This window comes from Plantactinospora solaniradicis (genome assembly GCF_042658085.1).
Classification (GTDB): Bacteria; Actinomycetota; Actinomycetes; order Mycobacteriales; family Micromonosporaceae; genus Plantactinospora; species Plantactinospora solaniradicis.
Window position 1 is genome coordinate 222,656 of sequence record NZ_JBHSPR010000032.1, and the last position, 20,853, is coordinate 243,508.

Annotated in this window: 16 protein-coding genes and 2 pseudogenes; 1 reads left to right on the top strand and 17 read right to left on the bottom strand. The window is 72.0% G+C overall.

From position 1 onward, the window contains the following. Positions 1–111: 111 nt before the first annotated feature. Positions 112–1,173 (bottom strand): annotated as a pseudogene (locus ACFP2T_RS29840) (histidinol-phosphate transaminase); the annotation flags it as partial. Then, a complete protein-coding gene (hisD, locus tag ACFP2T_RS29845) occupies positions 1,170–2,546 on the bottom strand; it encodes a histidinol dehydrogenase (protein ID WP_377427463.1) in 1,377 nt (458 codons plus the stop codon). The gene hisD and the pseudogene ACFP2T_RS29840, both read right to left, overlap by 4 nt. 112 nt (positions 2,547–2,658) lie before the next feature. Here hisD and ACFP2T_RS29850 point away from each other — a divergent pair, with 112 nt between their 5' ends. Further along, complete coding sequence (locus tag ACFP2T_RS29850; protein ID WP_377427465.1) at positions 2,659–3,420, top strand: LON peptidase substrate-binding domain-containing protein; 762 nt, start codon at positions 2,659–2,661, stop codon at positions 3,418–3,420. Here the strand turns inward: ACFP2T_RS29850 and ACFP2T_RS29855 are convergent. From ACFP2T_RS29855 to ftsZ, 15 genes and pseudogenes are all read right to left on the bottom strand, one after another. Continuing rightward, positions 3,335–4,354, bottom strand: coding sequence for a DUF2567 domain-containing protein (locus tag ACFP2T_RS29855; protein WP_377427467.1), 1,020 nt, complete (start codon positions 4,352–4,354; stop codon positions 3,335–3,337). The genes ACFP2T_RS29850 and ACFP2T_RS29855 overlap by 86 nt on opposite strands. Before the next feature lie 146 nt (positions 4,355–4,500). After that, entirely contained in the window at positions 4,501–8,040 is a 3,540-nt protein-coding gene (gene dnaE, locus ACFP2T_RS29860) for a DNA polymerase III subunit alpha (protein ID WP_377427469.1), read from the bottom strand. A gap of 309 nt (positions 8,041–8,349) precedes the next feature. Next, a complete protein-coding gene (locus ACFP2T_RS29865; RefSeq protein WP_377427472.1) occupies positions 8,350–10,212 on the bottom strand; it encodes an AAA family ATPase in 1,863 nt (620 codons plus the stop codon). Positions 10,213–10,347: 135 nt separating this feature from the next. Beyond that, positions 10,348–11,487: a hypothetical protein gene (locus ACFP2T_RS29870; RefSeq protein ID WP_377427474.1), complete on the bottom strand. Its 1,140-nt coding sequence runs from the start codon at positions 11,485–11,487 to the stop codon at positions 10,348–10,350. Positions 11,488–11,527: 40 nt separating this feature from the next. Continuing rightward, positions 11,528–12,487 carry an RluA family pseudouridine synthase gene (locus tag ACFP2T_RS29875; protein ID WP_377427477.1) on the bottom strand — a complete coding sequence of 320 codons (960 nt, stop codon included), beginning with the start codon at positions 12,485–12,487 and terminating at the stop codon, positions 11,528–11,530. 122 nt (positions 12,488–12,609) lie between these two features. Then, positions 12,610–13,212 (bottom strand): annotated as a pseudogene (lspA, locus tag ACFP2T_RS29880) (signal peptidase II); the annotation flags it as partial. A gap of 36 nt (positions 13,213–13,248) precedes the next feature. Next, positions 13,249–13,695, bottom strand: a complete 447-nt coding sequence (locus ACFP2T_RS29885; protein ID WP_377427479.1) for a TraR/DksA family transcriptional regulator — start codon at positions 13,693–13,695, stop codon at positions 13,249–13,251. A 433-nt stretch (positions 13,696–14,128) separates the two neighbouring features. Beyond that, complete coding sequence (locus ACFP2T_RS29890; protein ID WP_377428038.1) at positions 14,129–15,631, bottom strand: potassium/proton antiporter; 1,503 nt, start codon at positions 15,629–15,631, stop codon at positions 14,129–14,131. Between the two features lie 58 nt (positions 15,632–15,689). After that, a complete protein-coding gene (locus tag ACFP2T_RS29895) occupies positions 15,690–15,995 on the bottom strand; it encodes a DUF167 domain-containing protein (protein WP_377427482.1) in 306 nt (101 codons plus the stop codon). Between the two features lie 41 nt (positions 15,996–16,036). Continuing rightward, a complete protein-coding gene (locus tag ACFP2T_RS29900; protein ID WP_377427484.1) occupies positions 16,037–16,798 on the bottom strand; it encodes a hypothetical protein in 762 nt (253 codons plus the stop codon). Positions 16,799–16,857: 59 nt separating this feature from the next. Continuing rightward, positions 16,858–17,664 (bottom strand): DivIVA domain-containing protein, encoded by an 807-nt coding sequence (locus ACFP2T_RS29905; RefSeq protein WP_377427486.1) that lies wholly within the window; start codon positions 17,662–17,664, stop codon positions 16,858–16,860. 52 nt (positions 17,665–17,716) lie between these two features. Beyond that, on the bottom strand, positions 17,717–18,013 hold the full coding sequence (locus ACFP2T_RS29910; protein ID WP_377428040.1) for a YggT family protein: 297 nt from the start codon (positions 18,011–18,013) through the stop codon (positions 17,717–17,719). A gap of 30 nt (positions 18,014–18,043) precedes the next feature. Next, positions 18,044–18,745, bottom strand: coding sequence for a cell division protein SepF (locus tag ACFP2T_RS29915; protein ID WP_377427488.1), 702 nt, complete (start codon positions 18,743–18,745; stop codon positions 18,044–18,046). 192 nt (positions 18,746–18,937) lie between these two features. After that, positions 18,938–19,684: a YggS family pyridoxal phosphate-dependent enzyme gene (locus ACFP2T_RS29920; protein WP_377427490.1), complete on the bottom strand. Its 747-nt coding sequence runs from the start codon at positions 19,682–19,684 to the stop codon at positions 18,938–18,940. A gap of 9 nt (positions 19,685–19,693) precedes the next feature. Beyond that, positions 19,694–20,806 carry a cell division protein FtsZ gene (ftsZ, locus tag ACFP2T_RS29925; protein WP_377427492.1) on the bottom strand — a complete coding sequence of 371 codons (1,113 nt, stop codon included), beginning with the start codon at positions 20,804–20,806 and terminating at the stop codon, positions 19,694–19,696. Positions 20,807–20,853 lie beyond the last annotated feature (47 nt).

Sequence of the window (20,853 nt, forward strand, 5' to 3'; positions counted from 1 at the left end):
CGCCGGGCCGGGACCGGCCGACGCCGAGCCCGGACCCGCCGACGGCGACCCGGTGCCGATCGATGGCGACCCGGTGCCGATCGGGTCGGACCCGGGACCAGTCGCCCACGAGTCTAAGGCGGCGAGGAAGGCATCGGTCTCCTGCGGCGTGCCGGCGGTGACCCGCAGCCAGCCGGGCAGCCCGACGTCGCGGACCAGCACGCCCCGGTCGAGCAGCGCCCGCCAGGCCACCCGCTGGTCGCCGCCGACCTCGAACAACACGAAGTTGGCGTCGCTGTCGGCCACCGCCCGACCGCCGGCCCGCAGGCTGGCCACGATCCGGTCCCGCTGCTCCTTGATCGCCTGCACCGTGCCGAGCAGGACGTCCCGGTGGGCCAGCGCCGCCCGTGCCGCGGCCTGGGTGAGCGCCGAGAGGTGGTACGGCAGCCGGACGAGCTGCACCGCGTCGACCACCGCCGGGTCGGCGGCGAGGTAGCCCAGCCGCCCGCCGGCGAAGCCGAACGCCTTGCTCATGGTCCGGGTCACCACCAGGCGGGGATGGCCGGGCAACAGGGCGAGCGCGGTCGGCGTGCCGGCACGGGCGAACTCGGCGTACGCCTCGTCCACCACCACCATGCCGGGCGCCTCGGCGAGCACCGCGTCGACGACCGCCGGATCCAGTGCGGTGCCGGTCGGGTTGTTCGGCGAACACAGGAAGACCAGGTCGGGCCGGTGCTGGCGGACCTGCGCCACCGCGTCGGCCGCGGTCAGGCCGAAGTCCGTCCCCCGGTGGCCGTCCCGCCAGCCGGTACCGGTGGCGGTGGCGAGCAGCGGATGCATCGAGTACGCCGGGGTGAAGCCGAGCGCGGTCCGCCCCGGACCGCCGAAGACCTGGAGGAGCTGCTGCTGGATCTCGTTGGATCCGTTCGCCGCCCAGACGTCGGCGGTGCGCAGCCCGTGCCCCAGGTAGTCGGCCAGGTCGGCGCGGAGCGCCGCCGCGTCCCGGTCCGGATAGCGGTTGAGGTCCCGCAACTCGGCCGCGACCGCCTTGCCGATGGCCTCCACCACCGGTTCCGGCAGCGAATACGAGTTCTCGTTGGTATTGAGCCGCACCGGCACGTCGAGCTGCGGTGCGCCGTACGGGCTGCGCCCCCGCAGGTCGTCGCGGATGGGGAGATCGTCAAGCGAGGTCACGCCGACGGCCCGCCCGGGGACCCGGTCACCGACGGCCGGCCCGGGGACTCGAACCCGTCCGACGACTCGAACCTCACCTGCACCGCCTGACCGTGCGCCGGCAGGTCCTCCACGGTGGCAAGGGCCACCACGTGTCGGGCGGTGTCCCGGAGCGCCGCCTCGTCGTACTCGACGATGTGGATGCCGCGCAGGAAGGACTGCACGGAGAGCCCGGAGGAGTGCCGGGCGCAGCCGCCGGTCGGCAGCACGTGGTTGGATCCGGCGCAGTAGTCACCCAGCGACACCGGCGCGTACGGCCCGACGAAGATCGCCCCGGCGTTACGGACCCGCATCGCCCACTCCCGGGCGTTCCGGGTCTGGATCTCCAGGTGCTCGGCGGCGTACAGGTCGACCACCCGCAGCCCCGCTTCGAGGTCGTCGACCAGTACCGCACCGCTCTGCGGACCGGTCAGCGCGGTTCCGACCCGGTCCGCGTGCTTGGTCTCCGGGACCTGCCGGTGCAGTTCACGCTCCACCGCCTCGACCAGCTCGGCCGACGGGGTGACCAGTACGCTCGCCGCGAGCGGATCGTGCTCCGCCTGGCTGATCAGGTCGGCGGCGACGTGCACCGGATCGGCGGTGTCGTCGGCGAGTACGGCGATCTCGGTCGGCCCGGCCTCGGCATCGATGCCGACCACGCCGCGCAGCAGTCGCTTGGCCGCGGTGACCCAGATGTTGCCCGGACCGGTGATCATGTCGACCGGATCGCAGTGGACGCTCTGCGCGGCGTCGGTCCACGAGCCGTACGCCAGCATCGCCACCGCCTGGGCGCCGCCGACCCCGTAGACCTCGTCGACACCCAGCAGCGCGCAGGCGGCCAGCACCCGGGCGTCGGGGAGGCCGTCGTTCTCCGCCTGCGGTGGGCTCGCCACCACCAGCGACCGGACCCCGGCCGCCTGGGCGGGCACCACGTTCATCACCACCGTCGACGGGTACATGGCCAGGCCGCCGGGGACGTACAGGCCGACCCGGTCGACCGGAACCCACCGCTCGGTGACGGTGCCGCCCGGGACCACCTCGGTGGTCAGGTCGACCCGCCGCTGGTCGGCGTGCACCCGGCGGGCCCGGTCGATGCTCTCGACCAGCGCCGCCCGGACCTCCGGCTCGAGCGTCGCCTCGGCCCGCGTGATCGCCTCGGTCGGCACCCGGAACCGGTCCAGCCGCAGCCCGTCGAGGCGATGGGTGGCCTCCTGGATCGCCGCGAACCCATGCTCGCGGACCGCCTCCACGATCGGGCGGATCTTGTCCACCGCGACGGACACGTCAAGCTGGGCGCGGGGCAGCAGCGCGCGCGGGTCGCGCCAACCTCCGCGCAGGTCGATCCGGTTCAACACCCTTGGGAGTCTATTCGCCGTCCACGGATCGCCACGCCGTCCGTCCACCCGGCGGGACGGTGAGCCGAGCCACGCCCGTTCGCGGCTGGCCGGCACGGGCTAGGCTCGACCGGTGGATGCGCGGCTGCCGGTGTTTCCGCTCGGGACGGTGCTCTTTCCCGGCCTGGTGCTACCGCTGCACATCTTCGAGGCCCGTTACCTCGAACTGATGCAGCACCTGATCAACCTGCCCGACGGCACGCCCCGGGAGTTCGGCGTGGTGGCGATCCGCAGCGGCGGCTCGGCCCCGGTCGCCAACGGGCCGGAGCAGGAGCGGCACCCCGGGCAGGAGCGGCCGGCGGGGCGACCGGACCCGGAGCCCGCTGGTCGGCAGCCGGACGGCGCACCGGTAACCCTGCACGAGGTCGGCTGCACCGCCGAACTCCGCCAGGTCACCGAACTGCCCGACGGCCGGCTGGACGTGGTCACGGTGGGCCGCCGACGGTTCCGGATCGCGGAGGTCGACGAGGAGTCGACGCCGTACCTGACCGCCGAGGTGGAGTGGCTGCCCGAGCCCACCGGACAGGAGCAGCTCGCCGATCTGCTCGCACCCCGGGTGCTGGCGGTCTTCCGGCGCTACCTCACGCTGGTCCGGGACGACCGGGACGAGATCTCGGAGCAGTTGCCGGACGACCCGACCGTGCTGTCGCACCTGGTGGCGGCCACCGCCGCGCTGACCCTCACGGACCGGCAGCGGCTGCTGGCCACCCCGGACACCGCCGGCCGGCTCACCGCGGAGCTGCGCCTGCTCAACCGCGAGGCGGCTCTGCTGCGTCAGGTGCGGGCGGTGCCGGTGTCGCTGACGGAGCTGGCGGTACCGGCAAGTCCCAACTGAGCACGGCCGGAGCGGGCACGACCGGAGCGGGCACGGCCGGGACGGGCTCGGCCTCGGGCCGCAGTCCCGGATACCGCGACCAGCCGGCCAGCAGGGTGTACATCACGGCGGCGCCGAACGCCGGCACCAGCAGGTCCTGGATCCGGGGAATGAACCCGAGCACCATCTCGAACTGCCCGCCGTGCAGGTCCGGAGGTTTCGTGAACGTCTCGCCGGGCGGCGCGGTCTGCAACAGCCGCTCGTATCCGGCCAGGCCGATGTGCCGCCCGACCTGCCAGGCCAGCACCGCGGCACCGATCATGCCGAGCACGACCAGCAGGATTCCGAGCGGGCCACGGTACCGGCGCAGCAGCAGCCACACCGCGATGGCGACCAACACCCCCAGGCCGAACCCGAGCAGGCTGAACCAGCCATCGGCGGCGATGAACTCCTCCGGCTGTGGCTGGGCCAGCAGCGCACCGTTCTCGGTCTGCACCACCGGCACTCCCGGTGCGACGGCCGACCAGATCAGACCGAGCGGGATCCCCAGCAGGATCATCGCCAGAACCGCGACGGCGCTGACCGCGAGGCCCCGGAGCAGCCCGCCGCCCGTCTCGGGGCCACCGGGACCGGTGCCGAGCCGGGCTGCGGTCAGGTCGGGCCCGAAGTCCGGTCGGCCGACCGGATCCGGTCCGGGCCACGCCAGCGGGTCGAGATCCGCCTCGGACCCGGCCGGAGTACGTCGCTCCGCCTCGGACCCTGCGGGGGTCGGTAGCTCCGCCTCGGACCCGCCCGGGGTACGTCGCTCCGCCTCGCCGCCCGGCGGCCCGCCGGTGGGCGTCGGGGCCGGGAAGGCCGGGGCTGGGAAGGCCGGGGCAGGCGTCGACGGGACGGCGGGGCGGTCGTCGTCACCATCGCCCAGCGGGCCTTCGGGATGGGAGGTTGCCGGGCTCACCGGATGATCCTCTCAGGCGGGGCAGACCGGGCGGGGCCCGGATCCGGAGAACTGCTCGGGCGAGTGTTTTCCGCAGCCTCCGCTCGGGTGTTAGGAAGGGCCCCTTCTTATACAAAAAGCGATAAGAAGGGGCCCTTCCTTACACCTCAGCCGGCGACGGCGCTGGGGCCGAGCAGCGCCTTGAGGTCGGCCATCAGGGCGGTCGTCGGGGCGACGCGGAGCGGGCTGAGTCGGAGCAGGGTGGCGCGGGAGCCGTTGATCAGTTTGACGTGCACCTCGGCCGAGCCGGGGTGGCTGGTCAGGACCTCGCGGAGGCGTTCGACCAGGGGTGGGGTGCAGCGGGACGGCGGCAGGGCGAGAACGATCGGTTTGACCTCGTCGGCCGCGGTGATCTCCGGCATGGAGAGGTCCATGGCCATCAGCCGGGGCTGGTCGTCGCGGCGGTCGACCCGGCCCTTGACGACGACGATCGCGTCCTCGGCGATGTACTGGCCGACCAGTTCGTAGGTGTTCGGGAAGAACAGCACCTCGACCGCGCCGCCGAGGTCCTCCAGGGTGGCCGATGCCCAGGCCCGGCCCTGCTTGGTGATCCGTCGCTGGACCCCGGAGAGGATGCCGGCCAGGTTCACCACCGCGCCGTCGGAGACGTTGCCCTCCTCGGCGAGGGTGGCGATGGACATGTCGGCGGCGGCGGCGAGGACGTGCTCCACGCCGAAGAGCGGGTGGTCGGAGACGTAGAGGCCGAGCATCTCCCGTTCGAAGGTGAGCAGGTCGGTCTTGTCCCACTCCCCGGTCGGGATCGGCGGGGTGACCACCATCCCACCGCCGGCACCGCCGTCACCGCCGCCGCCGAACGCGTCGCCGAAGAGGTCGTACTGGCCGACCGCCTCGTTGCGCTTCAGGGCGATGAACGAGTCGATCGCATCGGTGTGTACGGCGAGCAGCCCCTTGCGGGTGTGCCCGAGCGAGTCGAAGGCACCGGCCTTGATCAGCGATTCGATCGTCTTCTTGTTGCAGGCCACCGCGTCGACCTTGCGCAGGTAGTCGTAGAAGTCGGTGAACCGGCCCTTCTCCTTGCGGGACCGGCGGATCGACTCGACCACGTTCGTGCCGACGTTGCGGACGGCGGCGAGCCCGAACCGGATGTCCTCGCCGACCGCGGCGAACCGGGCGTTGGACTCGTTGACGTCCGGTGGCAGCACCTTGATGCCCATCCGGCGGCACTCGGCGAGGTAGACCGCCGACTTGTCCTTGTCGTCGCCGACCGAGGTCAGCAGCGCGCTCATGTACTCGGCCGGGTAGTTGGCCTTCAGATATGCGGTCCAGTAGGAGACCACCCCGTACGCGGCACTGTGCGCCTTGTTGAAGGCGTAGTCGGAGAACGGGACCAGGATGTCCCAGAGGGTCTTGATCGCCGCATCGCTGTAGTTGTTGGCCTTCATGCCGGCCGCGAACGGCTTGAACTCCTTGTCGAGGATCTCCTTCTTCTTCTTGCCCATCGCCCGGCGGAGCAGGTCCGCGGCGCCGAGGGTGTAGCCGGCGACCTTCTGGGCGATCGCCATGACCTGCTCCTGGTAGACGATCAGCCCGTAGGTGTCGCCCAGGATCTCGGAGAGGGACTCGGCCAGCTCGGGGTGGATCGGCACCACCGGCTTGCGGTTGTTCTTCCGGTCGGCGTACTCGTTGTGCGCGTTGGCGCCCATCGGGCCGGGCCGGTAGAGCGCGCCGACGGCGGAGATGTCCTCGAAGTTGTCCGGTGCCATCGAGCGGAGCAGCGCCCGCATCGGGCCACCGTCGAACTGGAACACCCCGAGGGTGTCGCCGCGGCCGAGCAGGGCGTACGTCGCCTTGTCGTCCAGCGGCAGATCCTCCAGGACCAGGTCGATCCCCCGGTTGTCCCGAATGGCGTCCAAGGCGTCGTCCATGATGGTCAGGTTGCGCAGGCCCAGGAAGTCCATCTTGAGCAGGCCGATGGTCTCGCAGGCACCCATGTCCCACTGGGTGATGATCGAGCCGTCCTGCTCGCGCTTGTGGATCGGCAGCACGTCGAGCAGCGGATCCCGGGACAGGATGACGCCGGCCGCGTGTACGCCCCACTGCCGCTTGAGCCCCTCCAGCCCCTTGGCGGTGTCGACGATCTTCGCCACCTCGGCGTCGCCGTCGTAGAGCTGCCGGAACTCGGCCGCCTCCTGGTAGCGCGGGTGGCCGGGGTCGAAGATGCCGCCGAGCGGGATGTCCTTGCCCATCACCGCCGGGGGCATCGCCTTGGTGATCCGGTCGCCCATCGCGAACGGGTACCCGAGGACCCGGGCCGCGTCCTTGATCGCCGCCTTCGCCTTGATCGTGCCGTACGTGATGATCTGCGCGACCCGCGCCTCGCCGTACTTCTCGGTGGCGTAGCGGATCATGTCGCCGCGCCTACGCTCGTCGAAGTCCATGTCGATGTCGGGCATCGAGACGCGGTCCGGGTTGAGAAACCGCTCGAAGAGCAGGCCGTGCTCCATCGGGTCCAGTTCGGTGATGCCCAGCGCGTACGCGATCAGCGCGCCCGCCGCCGAGCCACGGCCCGGTCCGACCCGGATCCCCTCCCGCTTGGCGTACGCGATGAGGTCGGCGGTGACCAGGAAGTAGCCCGGGAAGCCCATCTTGATGATCACGTCGAGCTCGTACTCGGCCTGCTTCCGGCGATCCTCCGGCACCCCGCCCGGGAACCGCCGCTCCAGCCCTCGCAGCACCTCCTTGCGGAGGTACGTCTCCTCGGTCTCCCCGGCCGGGATCGGGAACTGCGGCATCAGGTTGCGCGAGGCGAACAGCGCCGAGTAGTCACCGATCTTCTCGGCGATCTCCAGGGTGCTGTCACAGGCCCCGGGGACCTCGGCGTCCCAGAGCGCGCGCATCTCGGCCGGGGACTTCAGATAGAAGTCGCGGGCGTCGAACCTGAACCGCTTCGGGTCGGCCATCGTCGAACCGGACTGCACGCAGAGCAGCACCTCGTGCGCGTCCGCGTCCTTCTCGTACGTGTAGTGCAGGTCGTTGGTGGCCACCGGCTTCAGGTTGAGCTTCTTGCCCAGCCGGATAAGGTCCTGCCGGATCCGGGTCTCGATGTCGAGACCGTGGTCCATGACCTCCAGGTAGTAGTTGTCCGCCCCGAAGATGTCCCGGAACTCGGACGCCGACTCGCACGCCTTCTCGAAGTTGCCGATCCGCAGCCAGGTCTGCACCTCGCCGGACGGGCAGCCGGTGGTGGCGATGATGCCCTTGCCGTACTCGTGCAGCAGTTCCCGGTCGGCGCGCGGCTTGTAGAAGTAGCCCTCCAGGCTCGCCCGCGACTGCATCCGGAACAGGTTGCGCAGCCCGTCGGCGTCGGCCGCGAGCATGGTCATGTGGGTGTACGCGCCACCGCCGGAGACGTCGTTCTCGCCGCCGTCGGCCCAGCGGACCCGGGTCCGGTCCCGACGGTCCGTTCCGGGGGTCAGGTACATCTCACTGCCGATGATCGGCTTGACCCCGGCGGCGGTCGCCTGCTTGTGGAAGTCGTACGCCCCGAACAGGTTGCCGTGGTCGGTCATCGCCAGCGCCGGCATGCCGAGCCGATCCGTCTCGGCGAACAACTCCTTGAGTCGGGCCGCCCCGTCGAGCATCGAGTACTCGGTGTGCACGTGCAGGTGCACGAACGAGTCAGACACCCAGGGCCCCCTTCCCTCACGCGGCTGCCGGCCGATCCGCCAACCCACCGGTCGACGGCGGCTACCGGTCACCCAGCGACGCATCCCCCAACGGCACCACCGCCGCACCTGGCGTACGCAGCCAGAACGGCACGATCCGTGCCCTACGGCAGGGCACCGCCCCCGGCAGAAGCGCCACCGCCGGCCCCCGAGCCTAGTCCCCGGAGAGCCCGGCCTCTAGGGGCGACACCCGCCGTCGCGAGCTGTCCCACACTCCGCCCGCGACACGCCGACCGAGACCCCTGCCGGACCCGATCCGCCGCTCGGCGGTCAGCGGGCGAAGGGCTCGATCATCATCGACGCCGCCTGGAGCCAGGCGTCCCGGGTCTCCTGCTGCAGATGGCCGTACTCGATGGACGAACCGGTCTCCAGCGCCGGGTCGTACGGCACCACCGCGACCGCTCGGGTCCGGGTGGCGAAGTGCCGCTTCAGGTCGTCGAGCAACGGCGAGCGACCCGGCGTCGGGCAGGAGAGCAGGGTCACCGCGTTGTCGGCCAGTTCGCCCATGCCGATGTCGTGCAGCAGGTCGAGCATCCAGTCCGCGGTGAACGCGGCATCCTCCCGGGGAACCGTGGTGACCACCAGCTGGTCGGCCGCGCGCAGCACGGTCTGCCAGTTGGAGCTCTCCACGTTGTTGCCGGTGTCCACGCAGATGACGTCGTGGGTGCGGCGGAGCAGTTCCAGCACCCGCCGGACGGTGTGCTCGTCCAGCCGCTGGGCGAACCGTGGGCTCTCCTCGCCGGCCAGCACGTCGTACGACCCGTCCGAGGCGTGCCGCAGGTAGTCGTCGAGCCGCTCGATCAGCCGGGTGCTGGGCAGCGCCTCGATCTCGATCAGGTCGGCGACCAGGTGTCGGATCGTACGCGCGTGACGGGCGCTCCCCGCCCGTAGCCCGAGGGTGCCGCGCAGCTCGTTGTCGTCCCAGGCGAGCACTCCCCGGCCGCGCACGCTGCCCACGGTCGCCGCCGCGAGGACGGTGGCCGTGGTCTTGTGTACGCCGCCCTTCGGGTTGGCGAAGGCGACCACCCGGGGCGTGCCGAGGTCCCGACGCAGCACGCCCATCGCGCGCTCGACCTCGGGATTCGACTGGCGTTGCTGCCGCTCGATCCGGGCCAGGTAGCCGGGCTCGACGCTGGCCCGCCGGGGAACCGGGGCGTAGCCGACGTCGGACGGCGGAGGGCCGGCCGGCGGTGACTGGGCCGGCACGTCGCCCGGCGCCGTCGGTGGGGCCAGGATCGACGGCTGTCCCGCGGGGGGCGCCGGGGTCACCGGCGGCGCCAGGGACGTCCGGGGAGCCGGGATCGACCGTCCCGGCGCGGCCGGTGGCAGCGCGGCCGGTGGCAGCGCGGGCTGCGGCACGGCGGGCATCGTCGGCGGGGCCGGGCGGCGGGACAGCGGGGGCGGACCGGACGGGGCCGGGCGCGGGGCCGGGGCGACCGGCGGTGGAGGTTGATAGCCGGTGCCGAGGGCGGCGTACCGGGATTCGGTCGGGTAGCCCGGTTCGGCGGGATAGCCGGGCTCGGCCCGGTACCCGGGATCGGGGCGGTATCCGGGGCCCGGCTGGTACGCGGAGTCCGGTCGCGGTTCGGGGCCGGCCCGGTAGCCGGGGTCCGGTCGCCGCTCCGGCTCCGCCCGGTACCCGGAGTCGGGCCGGTAGGCGGGATCGGGGCGGTAGCCCGGTTCCGGGCGGTAGCCAGGATCGGGACGGGCGTAGCCGGGGTCGGCCGGGCGGGCCGGAGGGCCCGGGTCGCCGGACGGCGCCCGTCCGGGGTCCAGTCCGAAGCCGGGATCCGGCCGGTAGCCGTTCTCGAGCGCGGCGTAGCGGGATTCGCCGGGATATCCGGGGTCGGGGCGGTGGTCGGGAGCTACGCCGTAACCGGGCCCGGACGGGTAGCCGGAGCCGGACGGCTGGCCCGGGTCGGCGGCCGGGCCGCGCTCGGACCGACCGGGGTAGCCGGTGCCGGCACCGCGCCCGGCGCCCCGGCCGGGGTCCGGCGACTGCTCCGGACCTGCTCGTTCGTCGAGGACCTGCTGCTCATCGGTGCGGCCACCGTGCAGAGCCCGGTCGAGCAGCGCCCGCCAGCGCGGCGCTGATTCCGCCGGCCGGCCCCAGCCGGTCTCGGTGCCGTCCACGGCTCGCCCCTCCCAGCACCATCGGTCCCCGCCCTGACAGGCTACGAAGCAAACCCTATTCGGGCCACATGGGGAGCGCACCCACCACGGTCGGCGTGGCCACCGTCGAACAGGCGCCCTCAGGCGTAACCATCGTCACGGTTCTCCGCTCGTCGTGGCAGTGGGCAGCCTGGACGTGGTGGAGGGCACCTCGGCCGACGGTGCCTCGTCCGACGGCCGGTCGGGCGCCGGATCCTCGACCGTCGGCGAGTCGGGCACGGGATCGTCGCTGGGCAGCGGATCCGGGACGTCGGGCCCGGTCGGGCCCGCGCTGGGGGTGGCCGGCGGATCGGGGAGCGGATCGTTCGCCCCGCCGGTCGACGGAGCCGTGGTCGTCTGCCCGGCCGGCTCGCCACCCGGCCTACCCGGTCCGCCCGGCCTGGCCGGTTGCCCGGTCAGCTCACCGTCGCCCGCCGGCATGCTGGCGTCGGCCGGCGGGCGGACCACGTCGACCTGTTCCGGCAGCGGCGGGGTGAAGACCGTCCGGTCCAACCGCCGCACCTCGGGGGCCGGGTCGACCGCGCGGATCTCCGACCGGGCGGCGATCCGCTCCAGCGCGACGGGCTCGCCCCGCACCACGGCGGCGTAGACGCAGGAGCATCCGGCACGGTAGGCGGTCGCCTCGTCCGAGGCCACCCGGGCCCCGCTCTCGTACCACCGCCGCAGGTCCCGCTCCGGTACGCCGTCGCCGGTCACGGCGGCGCTCCGCTCCTGGTAGTCCCGCACTTCCTGATCCTTGCGCTCGGCGACCTGGAGCATCCCGGCGACCACGTCGTCGGGAATGCGGAATGCCGGAATACGCACGATCTGGGTCTGGGTACCCGGCCGCCACAACCGGCTGAAGACCTCGGAGACCGAGACCCCGGTCAGCACCGGGGTCAACCGGTCCGGCGCCAGGTAGGCCGACATCGTCACCAGGGCGTACGTCTGCCGGGTCGACTCGGCCGGCCCGGCGGCGAGCAGGGCCCGCAACTCCCCCCGGCTGGATTCGACATAGCCCGGAATGGACTGGCCCTGCTCCACCCCGACCCGGGTGACCTCGCCGACGGTCTGGTCGACGGCTGGCCGCCGATCGGCCGCCCACACCGCCGTGACCAGTACGGCCGCTGAGCAGAGCAACGCGACGGTGGTCAGCAGCCGGAGCCGCAGCGGGCCGTGCCCCAGCCGGGCCATCCCACGGGCCAGGGGCGGCAACAGCTGACGGTCCAGCTGTCGCAACAGGTCGCCGGGGTGCACGGGCGAAACTCCCCCTCGTCGGGTCACCGATCGCGGTCGGTCAGTCGCGCAGGATGCGAAGCGCAACTTCCAGGTCGTCAGGGTAGTCGCTGACGAACCGAACCTGCTCGGCCGTACGGGGGTGCTCGAAGGCCAACTCGTGGGCGTGCAACCACTGCCGGGCAAGGCCGAGCCGGGCCGACAGGGTGGGATCGGCCCCGTATGTCAGATCGCCGACACAGGGATGCCGCAGGGTGGAGAGGTGCACCCGGATCTGGTGGGTCCGGCCGGTCTCCAGCCGTACGTCGAGCAGGCTCGCCGCCGGAAACGCCTCCAGGGTGTCGTAGTGGGTGATGCTGGGTTTGCCACCCGCCACCACCGCCCAGCGGTAGTCGTGGTGCGGGTGGCGGTCGATCGGGGCGTCCACGGTGCCGCGCAGCGGATCGAGGTGGCCCTGGACCACCGCGTGGTAGCGCTTCTCCACCTCACGGGCCTTGAAGGCCCGCTTGAGCAGGCTGTACGCCTGCTCGCTCTTGGCCACCACCATCACACCGGTGGTGCCGACGTCCAGCCGGTGCACGATCCCCTGCCGCTCGGCGGCGCCGCTGGTCGCGATCGTGTGTCCGAGCGCGGCCAGCCCGCCGATCACCGTGGGCCCGGACCAACCCGGACTCGGATGGGCGGCCACCCCGACCGGCTTGTCGACCACGACGATGTCGTCGTCGGAGTACACGACCCGCAGCCCCGGCACCGTCTCGGCGATGACCGTCGGCGCCGCGGCCGGTGCGGGCAGCACCACCTCCAGCCACGAACCGGCGGAGACCCGGTCGGACTTGGGGCGGGCGACACCGTCGACCAGCGCGTCACCGGCCTCCACCAGCGTCGCCGCCGTGGTGCGGGACAGGCCGAACAGCCGGGAGACCGCCTGGTCCAGCCGCATGCCGTCGAGTCCGTCCGGTACCGGCAGGGACCGGACGTCTCCGGTGGGCCGGAGATGGCCGGCGTCGTAGGTCGAGGTCATGCCCGGCCCTGCCGTTCCGTCTCGGCCGTGCTGTCGGCCGCCGTCTCGGCGTCCCGACCGGAGACCCGCCCGTCCCGACCGGGGACCTGCGCGTCCCGACCGGAGACCTCGGCGTCCCGACCGGAGGCCGGGTCACCGGCCCTGGGCCGCGACCGGAGCCGGGTGCCGTCGCGCTGGCGGCCGGTGAGTTCCAGCAGTACCGCCAGGACGACACCGCTGACCAGAGCGCTGTCCGCGAGGTTGAAGATCGGCCAGACCTGCCCGTACGGATCGAACAGGCTGACCATGTCGACCACGTGCCCGACGAACGCCCCGGGAGCCCGGAAGATCCGGTCGGTCAGGTTGCCGACCGCGCCGCCGAGTACCAGGCCCAGTGAGATCGCCCAGGGCAGCGAGCGCAACCGGGCGGCCATCCAGCCGATCCAACCGATCACCACGGCGGTGACCAGCGGAAACACCCAGGTGTGGTCGGAAGCGAGACTGAACGCCGCCCCGCTGTTGCGGGTGAGCGTCAGGTAGACGGCGCCGCCGAGCAGGCGCACCGGTTCGCGGTCGGAGAGTGCTGCCAGGGCCAGGTGCTTCGTACCGAGGTCGGCGAGCCAGGCCAGTACGGCGGTGGCCAGCAGGACCGTCACGGCGACCCGCCGTGCGCGCCCCGGGGTCGGCCGATCCGGGGATGGGCCGGTGGGCCCTGCCTCGGTCGTCCGCTCGTCGTCGATGTTCAGCAGGAGTCCCTTTCTCCGTTCACGACCCGGCTGGGCTCACCGGCGCTCCTCCAACTGCTTGCACGAGACGCACAGCGTGGCGGACGGGAACGCGGCGAGCCGCTCCACGGGGATCGGATTGCCGCACCGCTCGCACCAGCCGTAGCTGCCCTCGTCAAGCCGTTCCAGGGCCCGCTCCACCTGAGTGATGCGCTCCAGGATGCTGTTGGCGAGGGAGATCTCCTGCTCCCGCTCGAACGTCTTGGTGCCGGTGTCGGCCTGGTCGTCCCCGGCCGAGTCGGTCAACCGGTCGCGCTGCAGCTCGGTGATCTCGCTCAACGTCTGATCGTACTCGCCGCGCAGTTCGTCGCGGCGGGCCGCCAGGGCGGCCCGGATCTTCTCGGTCTCCGCGGCACTGCGGGCGGTCCTCGGCGCGGCCTTCGGTGCGGCCTTCGATGCCGACTTACGGCCGGCGGCGGTCCTGGTCTCGGCTGGCTTAGCCATCGTCGCTCCCTAGGCCGCGGACTCCGCGGCGATCGGCCGTGCCTGGACAGGATCCTCCGGTGCCCCGGCTGCGGATCGACTGATCCTGTTCGGTCCGGTCGCTTCGGCGGGCGCGACCGGTGGGGTGGTGCCGACGGCGGAGGACGCCGTCGCCGGGTCTCAGGATCGCGGGACGCCGCCGTCGCGGGGCGCCGACCGGAGGTCGGGCCCGCTCGGCCTTGAGCGACAAACCCGAGATTCCGGGTATCTCACCCCCGACCTTCGCCCGCTCGCCCACGGCTTTCCCCCAATTGCAAAACGGGCGCGGCGGGACGCCGCGCACTCCGGAGGTTGGCAAGAATACGGAACGTACAGACGTCCGACAACATGCCGCACCGATGTGACGCATTTCAGCCCGTAATAAGCCGCAAAACGGGCAAAAGGAACGATAGCATTATTTGTCGCGATCGTCCCCAGACTCCCCAAACCAGCGAGCCAGCCGCCCCCGCCGGCTGACCGCCCGCAGCCGCCGCTCGACGTCGTCCCGGACCCGCGCGGTCGCCACGACCAACACGCTGTCCCCGACCTTCAACCGGGTGTCCGGCCCCGGCACGAACCCGACGCCGTCCCGCGACACCAACGTCACCGAGGCGCCGACCGGCAACCGCAGCTCGTCGAGGTGTACGCCGACCAGCCGGGAACCGGGCGGGATCTCCAACTGCAACAGATCCGCCTGCATCCGTTCCAGCGGTGCCGTCTCCACCCGCAGCTCCGTCAACTCCGCCGGGGCGGTGATCCCCAGCCGGCGGGCCACCGGACCGAGGGTGCCGGCCTGCACCAATGTGAAGATCACCACTAGTACGAAGACCGTGTCGAAGAGTTGCTCGGCGCCCGGCAGGTTCTCCGAGAGCGGGATCGTGGCCAGCACGATCGGCACGGCCCCGCGCAGCCCCGCCCAGGACAGGAACGCCTGCTGCCGGGCCGGGACCCGGAACCCGAGGGCACAGACCACCACCGACACCGGCCGGGCCAGGAAGAGCAGCGCCAGTCCGGCCACCACCGCCGGCAACAGGGCGTCCACGAGTCGACCCGGCACGCTGAGCAGGCCGAGCAGCACGAACAGGCCGATCTGGGCGAGCCAGGCCAGCCCGTCGGCGAACCCGAGAATCGCCTGGCGGTGCGGCAACCGGGAGTTGCCCAGCACCACCCCGGCCACGTAGACGGCGATGAACCCGGACGCGTGCAGCACCGTGGCGGCGCCGTACGCCAGAACGGTGAGCCCGACCGCGGCGATCGGATAGAGCCCGGACGACGGCAGGGCGGCCCGGCGCAACGTCCATCGCCCGAGCATTCCCACGCCGAACCCGAGCACCGTGCCCAGGGACAACTCGTAGCCGAGCACCAGCACCTCGTACCACCAGGGGTGGGCGCCGAGCCCCGAGGTGGAGAGCAGGACGACCAGCAGCACCGCCGGGGCGTCGTTCATCCCGGACTCGGCCTCCAGCGTCGCCACCAGCCGGGGCGGGAGCCGGAGCCAGCGCAGGGTGGCGAAGACCGCCGCCGCGTCCGTGGAGGACAGCACCGCGCCGTAGAGCAGGGCGAGCCGCCAGTCCAGCCCGAGCAGGAAGTGGACCACCACGCCGACCACCGCGATGCTGACCACCACGCCGACCGTGGCCAGCGTGGCGGCTATCCCGAGCACCGGCCGCAGGGCACTCCAGCGCGAGGTCAGCCCACCCTCGGCAATGATCACGATCAGCGCGCAGAAGCCGAGGGCGCGGGTGAGTTCGGCATCGTCGAACCGGATTCCGAACCCGGACTCACCGATGGCCACCCCGAGCGCGAGATAGACCAGCAGGCTGGGCAGTCCGAGCCGGGTCGACAGCCGGACGGCCCCGACGGCGACCAGCAGCACCGCGGCGCCGATCAGCAGGGCCATATCGAGCCGGTCGGTCACGGCCACCGCGCCCGGCACGGAAAGGGGCCAGCGTGGGCGGATCGCCGGGCCCCGGCAGTCACCGCGCGGATCCGTCCCGCAGGTGGCGGAACCGCACGTCGATCGCCGAGCCCTGGCCGTCGACCTGGAACAGTTTGTCGCGGCTCGCCGCACCGGTCCGGAGGCTGACCGCGGCCGGACGCAGCCCGAGTGCCTCGGCGAGCGCCCGCCGGGCAGCCTCGGTGGCCCGACCGTCGACCGCCGGCTGGTGCACCGCGATCACCAACGCCGGGCCGTACGGGCCGTCGAACCGGCCGCCCACCCGGGCCCGGGACGAGCCGGGCTTGACCCGGACCGCGACGGTCACCGCCTCGGATCCGGCCACCGACCGGACCCGTCCACCGCCGTCCGACACTCCCGCCGCCGTCAGCCGCGACGGGCGTCGGTGAGCAGGGCGCTGTCCGGCTCGCAGCGCCCACACGGCGTGAATCCCAGTTCCACCGCCTCGCCCACCGGTAGCGGCTCGCTCTCCCGGTCGTGCAAATGCGGGCAGTCGGCCAGGTGGTAGCGCGGCCTTCCGTCAACCACGTACACGTCGTCGACCAGCCCGGCCACCATCGCCGCGTCGGCCTCGGAGACCACCTGCGCCTCCGGCTCGTCCGCCGGGACGGCGTCGTCGCCCGGCTCGCCTCGACTCGCCGGCCCGGAACCGGGCATCTCCGACCTGCCGGCCGGTTGCCGCCAGCCGGTGTCGTCGATGTCCGCGTCCGCGATGTCCGCGTCCGCGCCGGACCGGTCGGGCTGGGCGGGGACCGGACCGTCGAGAGGATCGGTCAGCACCGGCCCGGCGTCGTCGAACGGGTCGGCGCCGGTGCCCCGACCCGTCCCGGCGAGCCGGGGGTCGGTCGGTGCCATCCGGGTGCTGGTCGGTGGCCGGCGCCGTCGCGGTGGCGCCACGTCCTCGCCGCCGTCATCGACGTTCGCCCCGTCGTCGACGAACTGCTCGTCGGGGACGAAGCCGGCCGCGCCCCGGGCCCCGGCAGCCTGCCGGGCACCCACCACCAGCGCGACGGCGGCCAGCAGGCTGACCGCGATCGAGCTGATCAGCAGCCCGCTAGAACCACTCGCCAGACCGAGCACGAGCAGCATGACGGCGACGAGGATGAGCAGCAGACTGCCGACTATCACGGCTCACCCCCGACGCATCGTTTCCAGTTGTCGTTGTCGTACGGTGTCGAGCCCTCGGATCAGCGGCCGGTCTCAAGCGCACCGGACCGGCTGCCCCCGCCGTACGAGTTCGCCAGGCCCGCGGTCGCCAGCCCGGGGGTGCTGCCGCCGGACCGATTGCCGTCGGTCCGCGTCATCTCCACCTCCAGGCCCTGACCACGCCCGTCGAGATCCCGCAACTGGCTCTCCAGGTACGCCTTGAGCCGGGTCCGGTACTCGCGCTCGAACTGCTTGAGTTCCTCGATGTGCTTCTGCAGCGCGGTCCGCTTGGCGTCCAGGCCACCCATGGCCTCCTGGTGCCGCTGGCGGGCGTCCCGCTCCAGCGCGTCGGCCTTGGCCCGCGCCTCGCGGGTGACCTCTTCGGCCTTGGTCCGCGCGTCGGAGAGCAGCTTGTCGGCCTCGCGCCGGGCGTCGGAGACGTGGTCGTCGGCCGTACGCTGCGCCATCATCAGCACCCGGAGAGCCTGCTGCTCCCCGTCGCCGCCCACCGCCGGGCCGCCCTGGGCCCGTACCTGCTCCAGCTCGGCCTGCATCGCCCGGGCGGCCTGCTCGGCCTGGGCCTTGTCCCGCTGCACCCGGTCGAGCTGGGCCTTCACGTCGTTGAGCTCGGCGGCCAGTCGTGGGTCGGCGCTCGGGCCGGCTGGCGCGCCGCCACGACCGCCGCGCTCCACCTGGGCACGCAGCTCGTTGTTCTCCTCGATCAGACGGGCGAGCTCGCGCTCGACCTCGTCCAGAAACGCGTCGACTTCCTCCTCGTCATACCCCCGCTTGCCGATCGGCGGCTTCTTGAAGGCGACGTTGTGGACGTCGGCCGGGGTCAGCGGCATCGAAACTCCTCGGGTCAGTTGCGGCCGCGTGGCACGCCGGTCACCAGGTTGTTCAACTGACGATCAACGGCCTTAACACGAACTCCATCAGCACGAACAGGATAACCAGGAGCACAAGGGAGGCCAGGTCGATGCTCACGGTACCAATTCGCAATGGAGGGATCACACGCCTCAACGCCTTGAGAGGGGGATCAGTGACGCTCCACACCGACTCCATTCCCGCCGACGCTCCCCGGCTCGGCTGCCAGCGGCGGCCGTACTGAAGGACGGCACTTAGGACAAACCGGGCCAAAAGCACCAGGAGGAAGACGTAGAGGATCAGGTAGAGGACCTGAAACAGGATGGGCAGAAACACGGCAGGCGAGATCCCTCTTTCGGGCTAACTCAGGCTGAAAAACCCACCCTCAGCGATCTTGGCCTTGTCCTCCGCGGTGACCTGGACGTTAGCCGGTGAGAGTAGGAACACCCGATTGGTCACGCGCTCGATCGTACCGCGCAGCCCGAACGCCAAACCGGCGGCGAAATCCACCAATCGGCGGGCATCGGCCTCATCCATCTCGGTGAGGTTGATGATCACCGGTACACCGTCGCGGAAGTGCTCCCCGATAGTGCGGCCCTCGCGGTAGGTGGTCACGTGCAACGTGGTGATCTGGTAGCGCTGCTCGGGCTCCGCCGGCACCGCGCGCTCCCGCAACTGCGGCTGCGGCGCCAGGGCGAGATTGTCCCGGGTCTGGTACGTCAACGCGCCCGACGGCTCCGCGTTGCTCGGCCGACTGATCGACCGCACGCTGGTCCGCTCCGCACGCTCGCTCCGGTCCGGCCGATCGCCGTCCGACCGGTCGTGCTCGGTCGCCCGGGCGGACGACCGCTCGGAGAGCCGGGTCCGCTCGCCGGCCCGGGACCGCGGCGGTGGCGGATCGTCCTGCTCCTCGTCCTCGTCGGCGAACTCGTCGGCGTACCGGCTCTGCCGGTAGCGCGGCTCACGGTAGCCACTTTTCTCGTAGCCACCGTCGTCGTAGGCTCGCTCGTCGTCCTCCTCGACCAGTCCGAGCCAGACCCCCGCCTTGCGCAGTGCACCCATCCCGCGCCCCTCCGTCCGCCGTGCGACACACACCCCCCGTGCCGTGCCACTGTCACGCGCGTGAACACTGCCAGTGCCCACCGGCCCGAGACTTCAACCCCTGGCACGACCGCAATCGGCCCCACCCCGACCCCCGCCAGTGGGGATGTCGTCTCAAACAACACTGATGTAGTTTGGTGTCCGGTTGTCAGGCTACCGCAGCGTGCTACGCATTCCGAGCAACGCGCTACCGATCCGCACATGTGTCGCGCCGTAGGCGACCGCCGCCTCCAGGTCACCGCTCATCCCGGCCGAGACGACCACCGCATCCGGATACCCGCCCCGCAGCCTGGCGCCGATCTCGGCCAACCCGGCGAACGCCCGCTCCGGATCCCAGTCCAGTGGCGCCACCGCCATCACTCCGGCCAGGCGCAACGCCGCCCGCCCGGCGATCTCGGCGGCCACCGCGTCGATCTCCCGGTCCGGATCGTTCCCACCCCGCAGCGCGCCGCCCCGGTCGACGGCACCGTCCAGGTTGACCTGGACCAACACCTCCAGCGACCGGTCGCGGTGCCGCTGCGCCGCGTCGGCGAGGGCACCCGCCAGCCGTACGCTGTCGACCGAGTGGACCAGGTCGGCGTACCGCACCACCGAACGGGCCTTGTTGCGCTGCAACTGTCCGACGAAATGCCACCGCACCCGGCCACCGGCCGACGCCACCTCGGCCGCCTTGGGCGCCGCCTCCTGGTCGCGGTTCTCGCCCACGTCCAGGACACCCAGTTCGGCCAGCAGGCAGACGTCGCTGGCCGGATACGTCTTGGTCACCGCGACCATGGTGACCTCGGCCGGGTCCCGGCCGGCCGCGGTGCAGGCCGCGTCGATCCGGGACCGGACCCGGGCCAGGTTGGCCGCGAGCTGCGCCCGACGCTGGTCCGGCGCCGGGAGGGGTGCTTCGCTCATCTGAGGAGTTCAGGAACCGTTCTTGAGGAAGTCGGGCACGTCCACGTCGTCGAAGAGCACCCGGCGCGGCGGCTGACTCGGTGCCGACACCGGAGGCGGCGAGACCGGGACGGTGGTGTGCGGCGTCGCCGGCGGGCTGACCTTGCGGGGCTGCTCGGCCGGCTTGTACGCCGGAGTTCCGCCGTCGAAGCCAGCGGCGATCACGGTCACCCGGACCTCGTCGCCGAGCGCGTCGTCGATCACCGCGCCGAAGATGATGTTCGCGTCCGGATGCGCGGCGTCGGTGACCAGTTGCGCCGCGTCGTTGATCTCGAAGAGGCCGAGGTCGGAACCGCCGGCGATGGAGAGCAGTACGCCCCGGGCACCGTCCATGCTCTGCTCCAGCAACGGGCTGGAGATGGCCGCCTCGGCCGCCTCCACCGCCCGGTTGTCCCCTCGGGCACTGCCGATACCCATCAGCGCGCTGCCCGCGCCGCTCATCACGCTCTTCACGTCCGCGAAGTCCAGGTTGATCAGACCCGGCGTGGTGATCAGGTCGGTGATGCCCTGCACACCGGAGAGCAGCACCTGGTCCGCCTGCCGGAACGCGTCCATCATGCTGATGCCACGGTCGCCGAGGGCGAGCAGCCGGTCGTTCGGGATCACGATCAGGGTGTCGCACTGGTTGCGCAGCTCGTCGATGCCGGCCTCGGCCTGGACCTGGCGACGCTTGCCCTCGAACGAGAACGGCCGGGTCACCACGCCGATGGTCAGCGCGCCGAGCTTGCGGGCGATGTTCGCCACCACCGGAGCGCCACCGGTGCCCGTACCGCCGCCCTCACCACAGGTGACGAAGACCATGTCGGCGCCCTTGAGCACCTCCTCGATCTCGTCGCGGTGGTCTTCGGCGGCGTTCTTGCCCACATCGGGATTGGCACCGGCGCCCAACCCCCGGGTCAGTTCCCGACCCACGTCGAGCTTGACGTCGGCGTCACTCATCAACAGCGCCTGGGCATCGGTGTTGATCGCGATGAACTCGACACCCTTGAGTCCGACCTCGATCATCCGGTTCACGGCGTTGACTCCACCGCCGCCGATGCCGACGACCTTGATGACCGCCAGGTAGTTGTGCGGAGGTGTCATCGGGGTCCTTTCCTTCGATCTCGGCGGGGCGCCCACCCCGCCCGGCG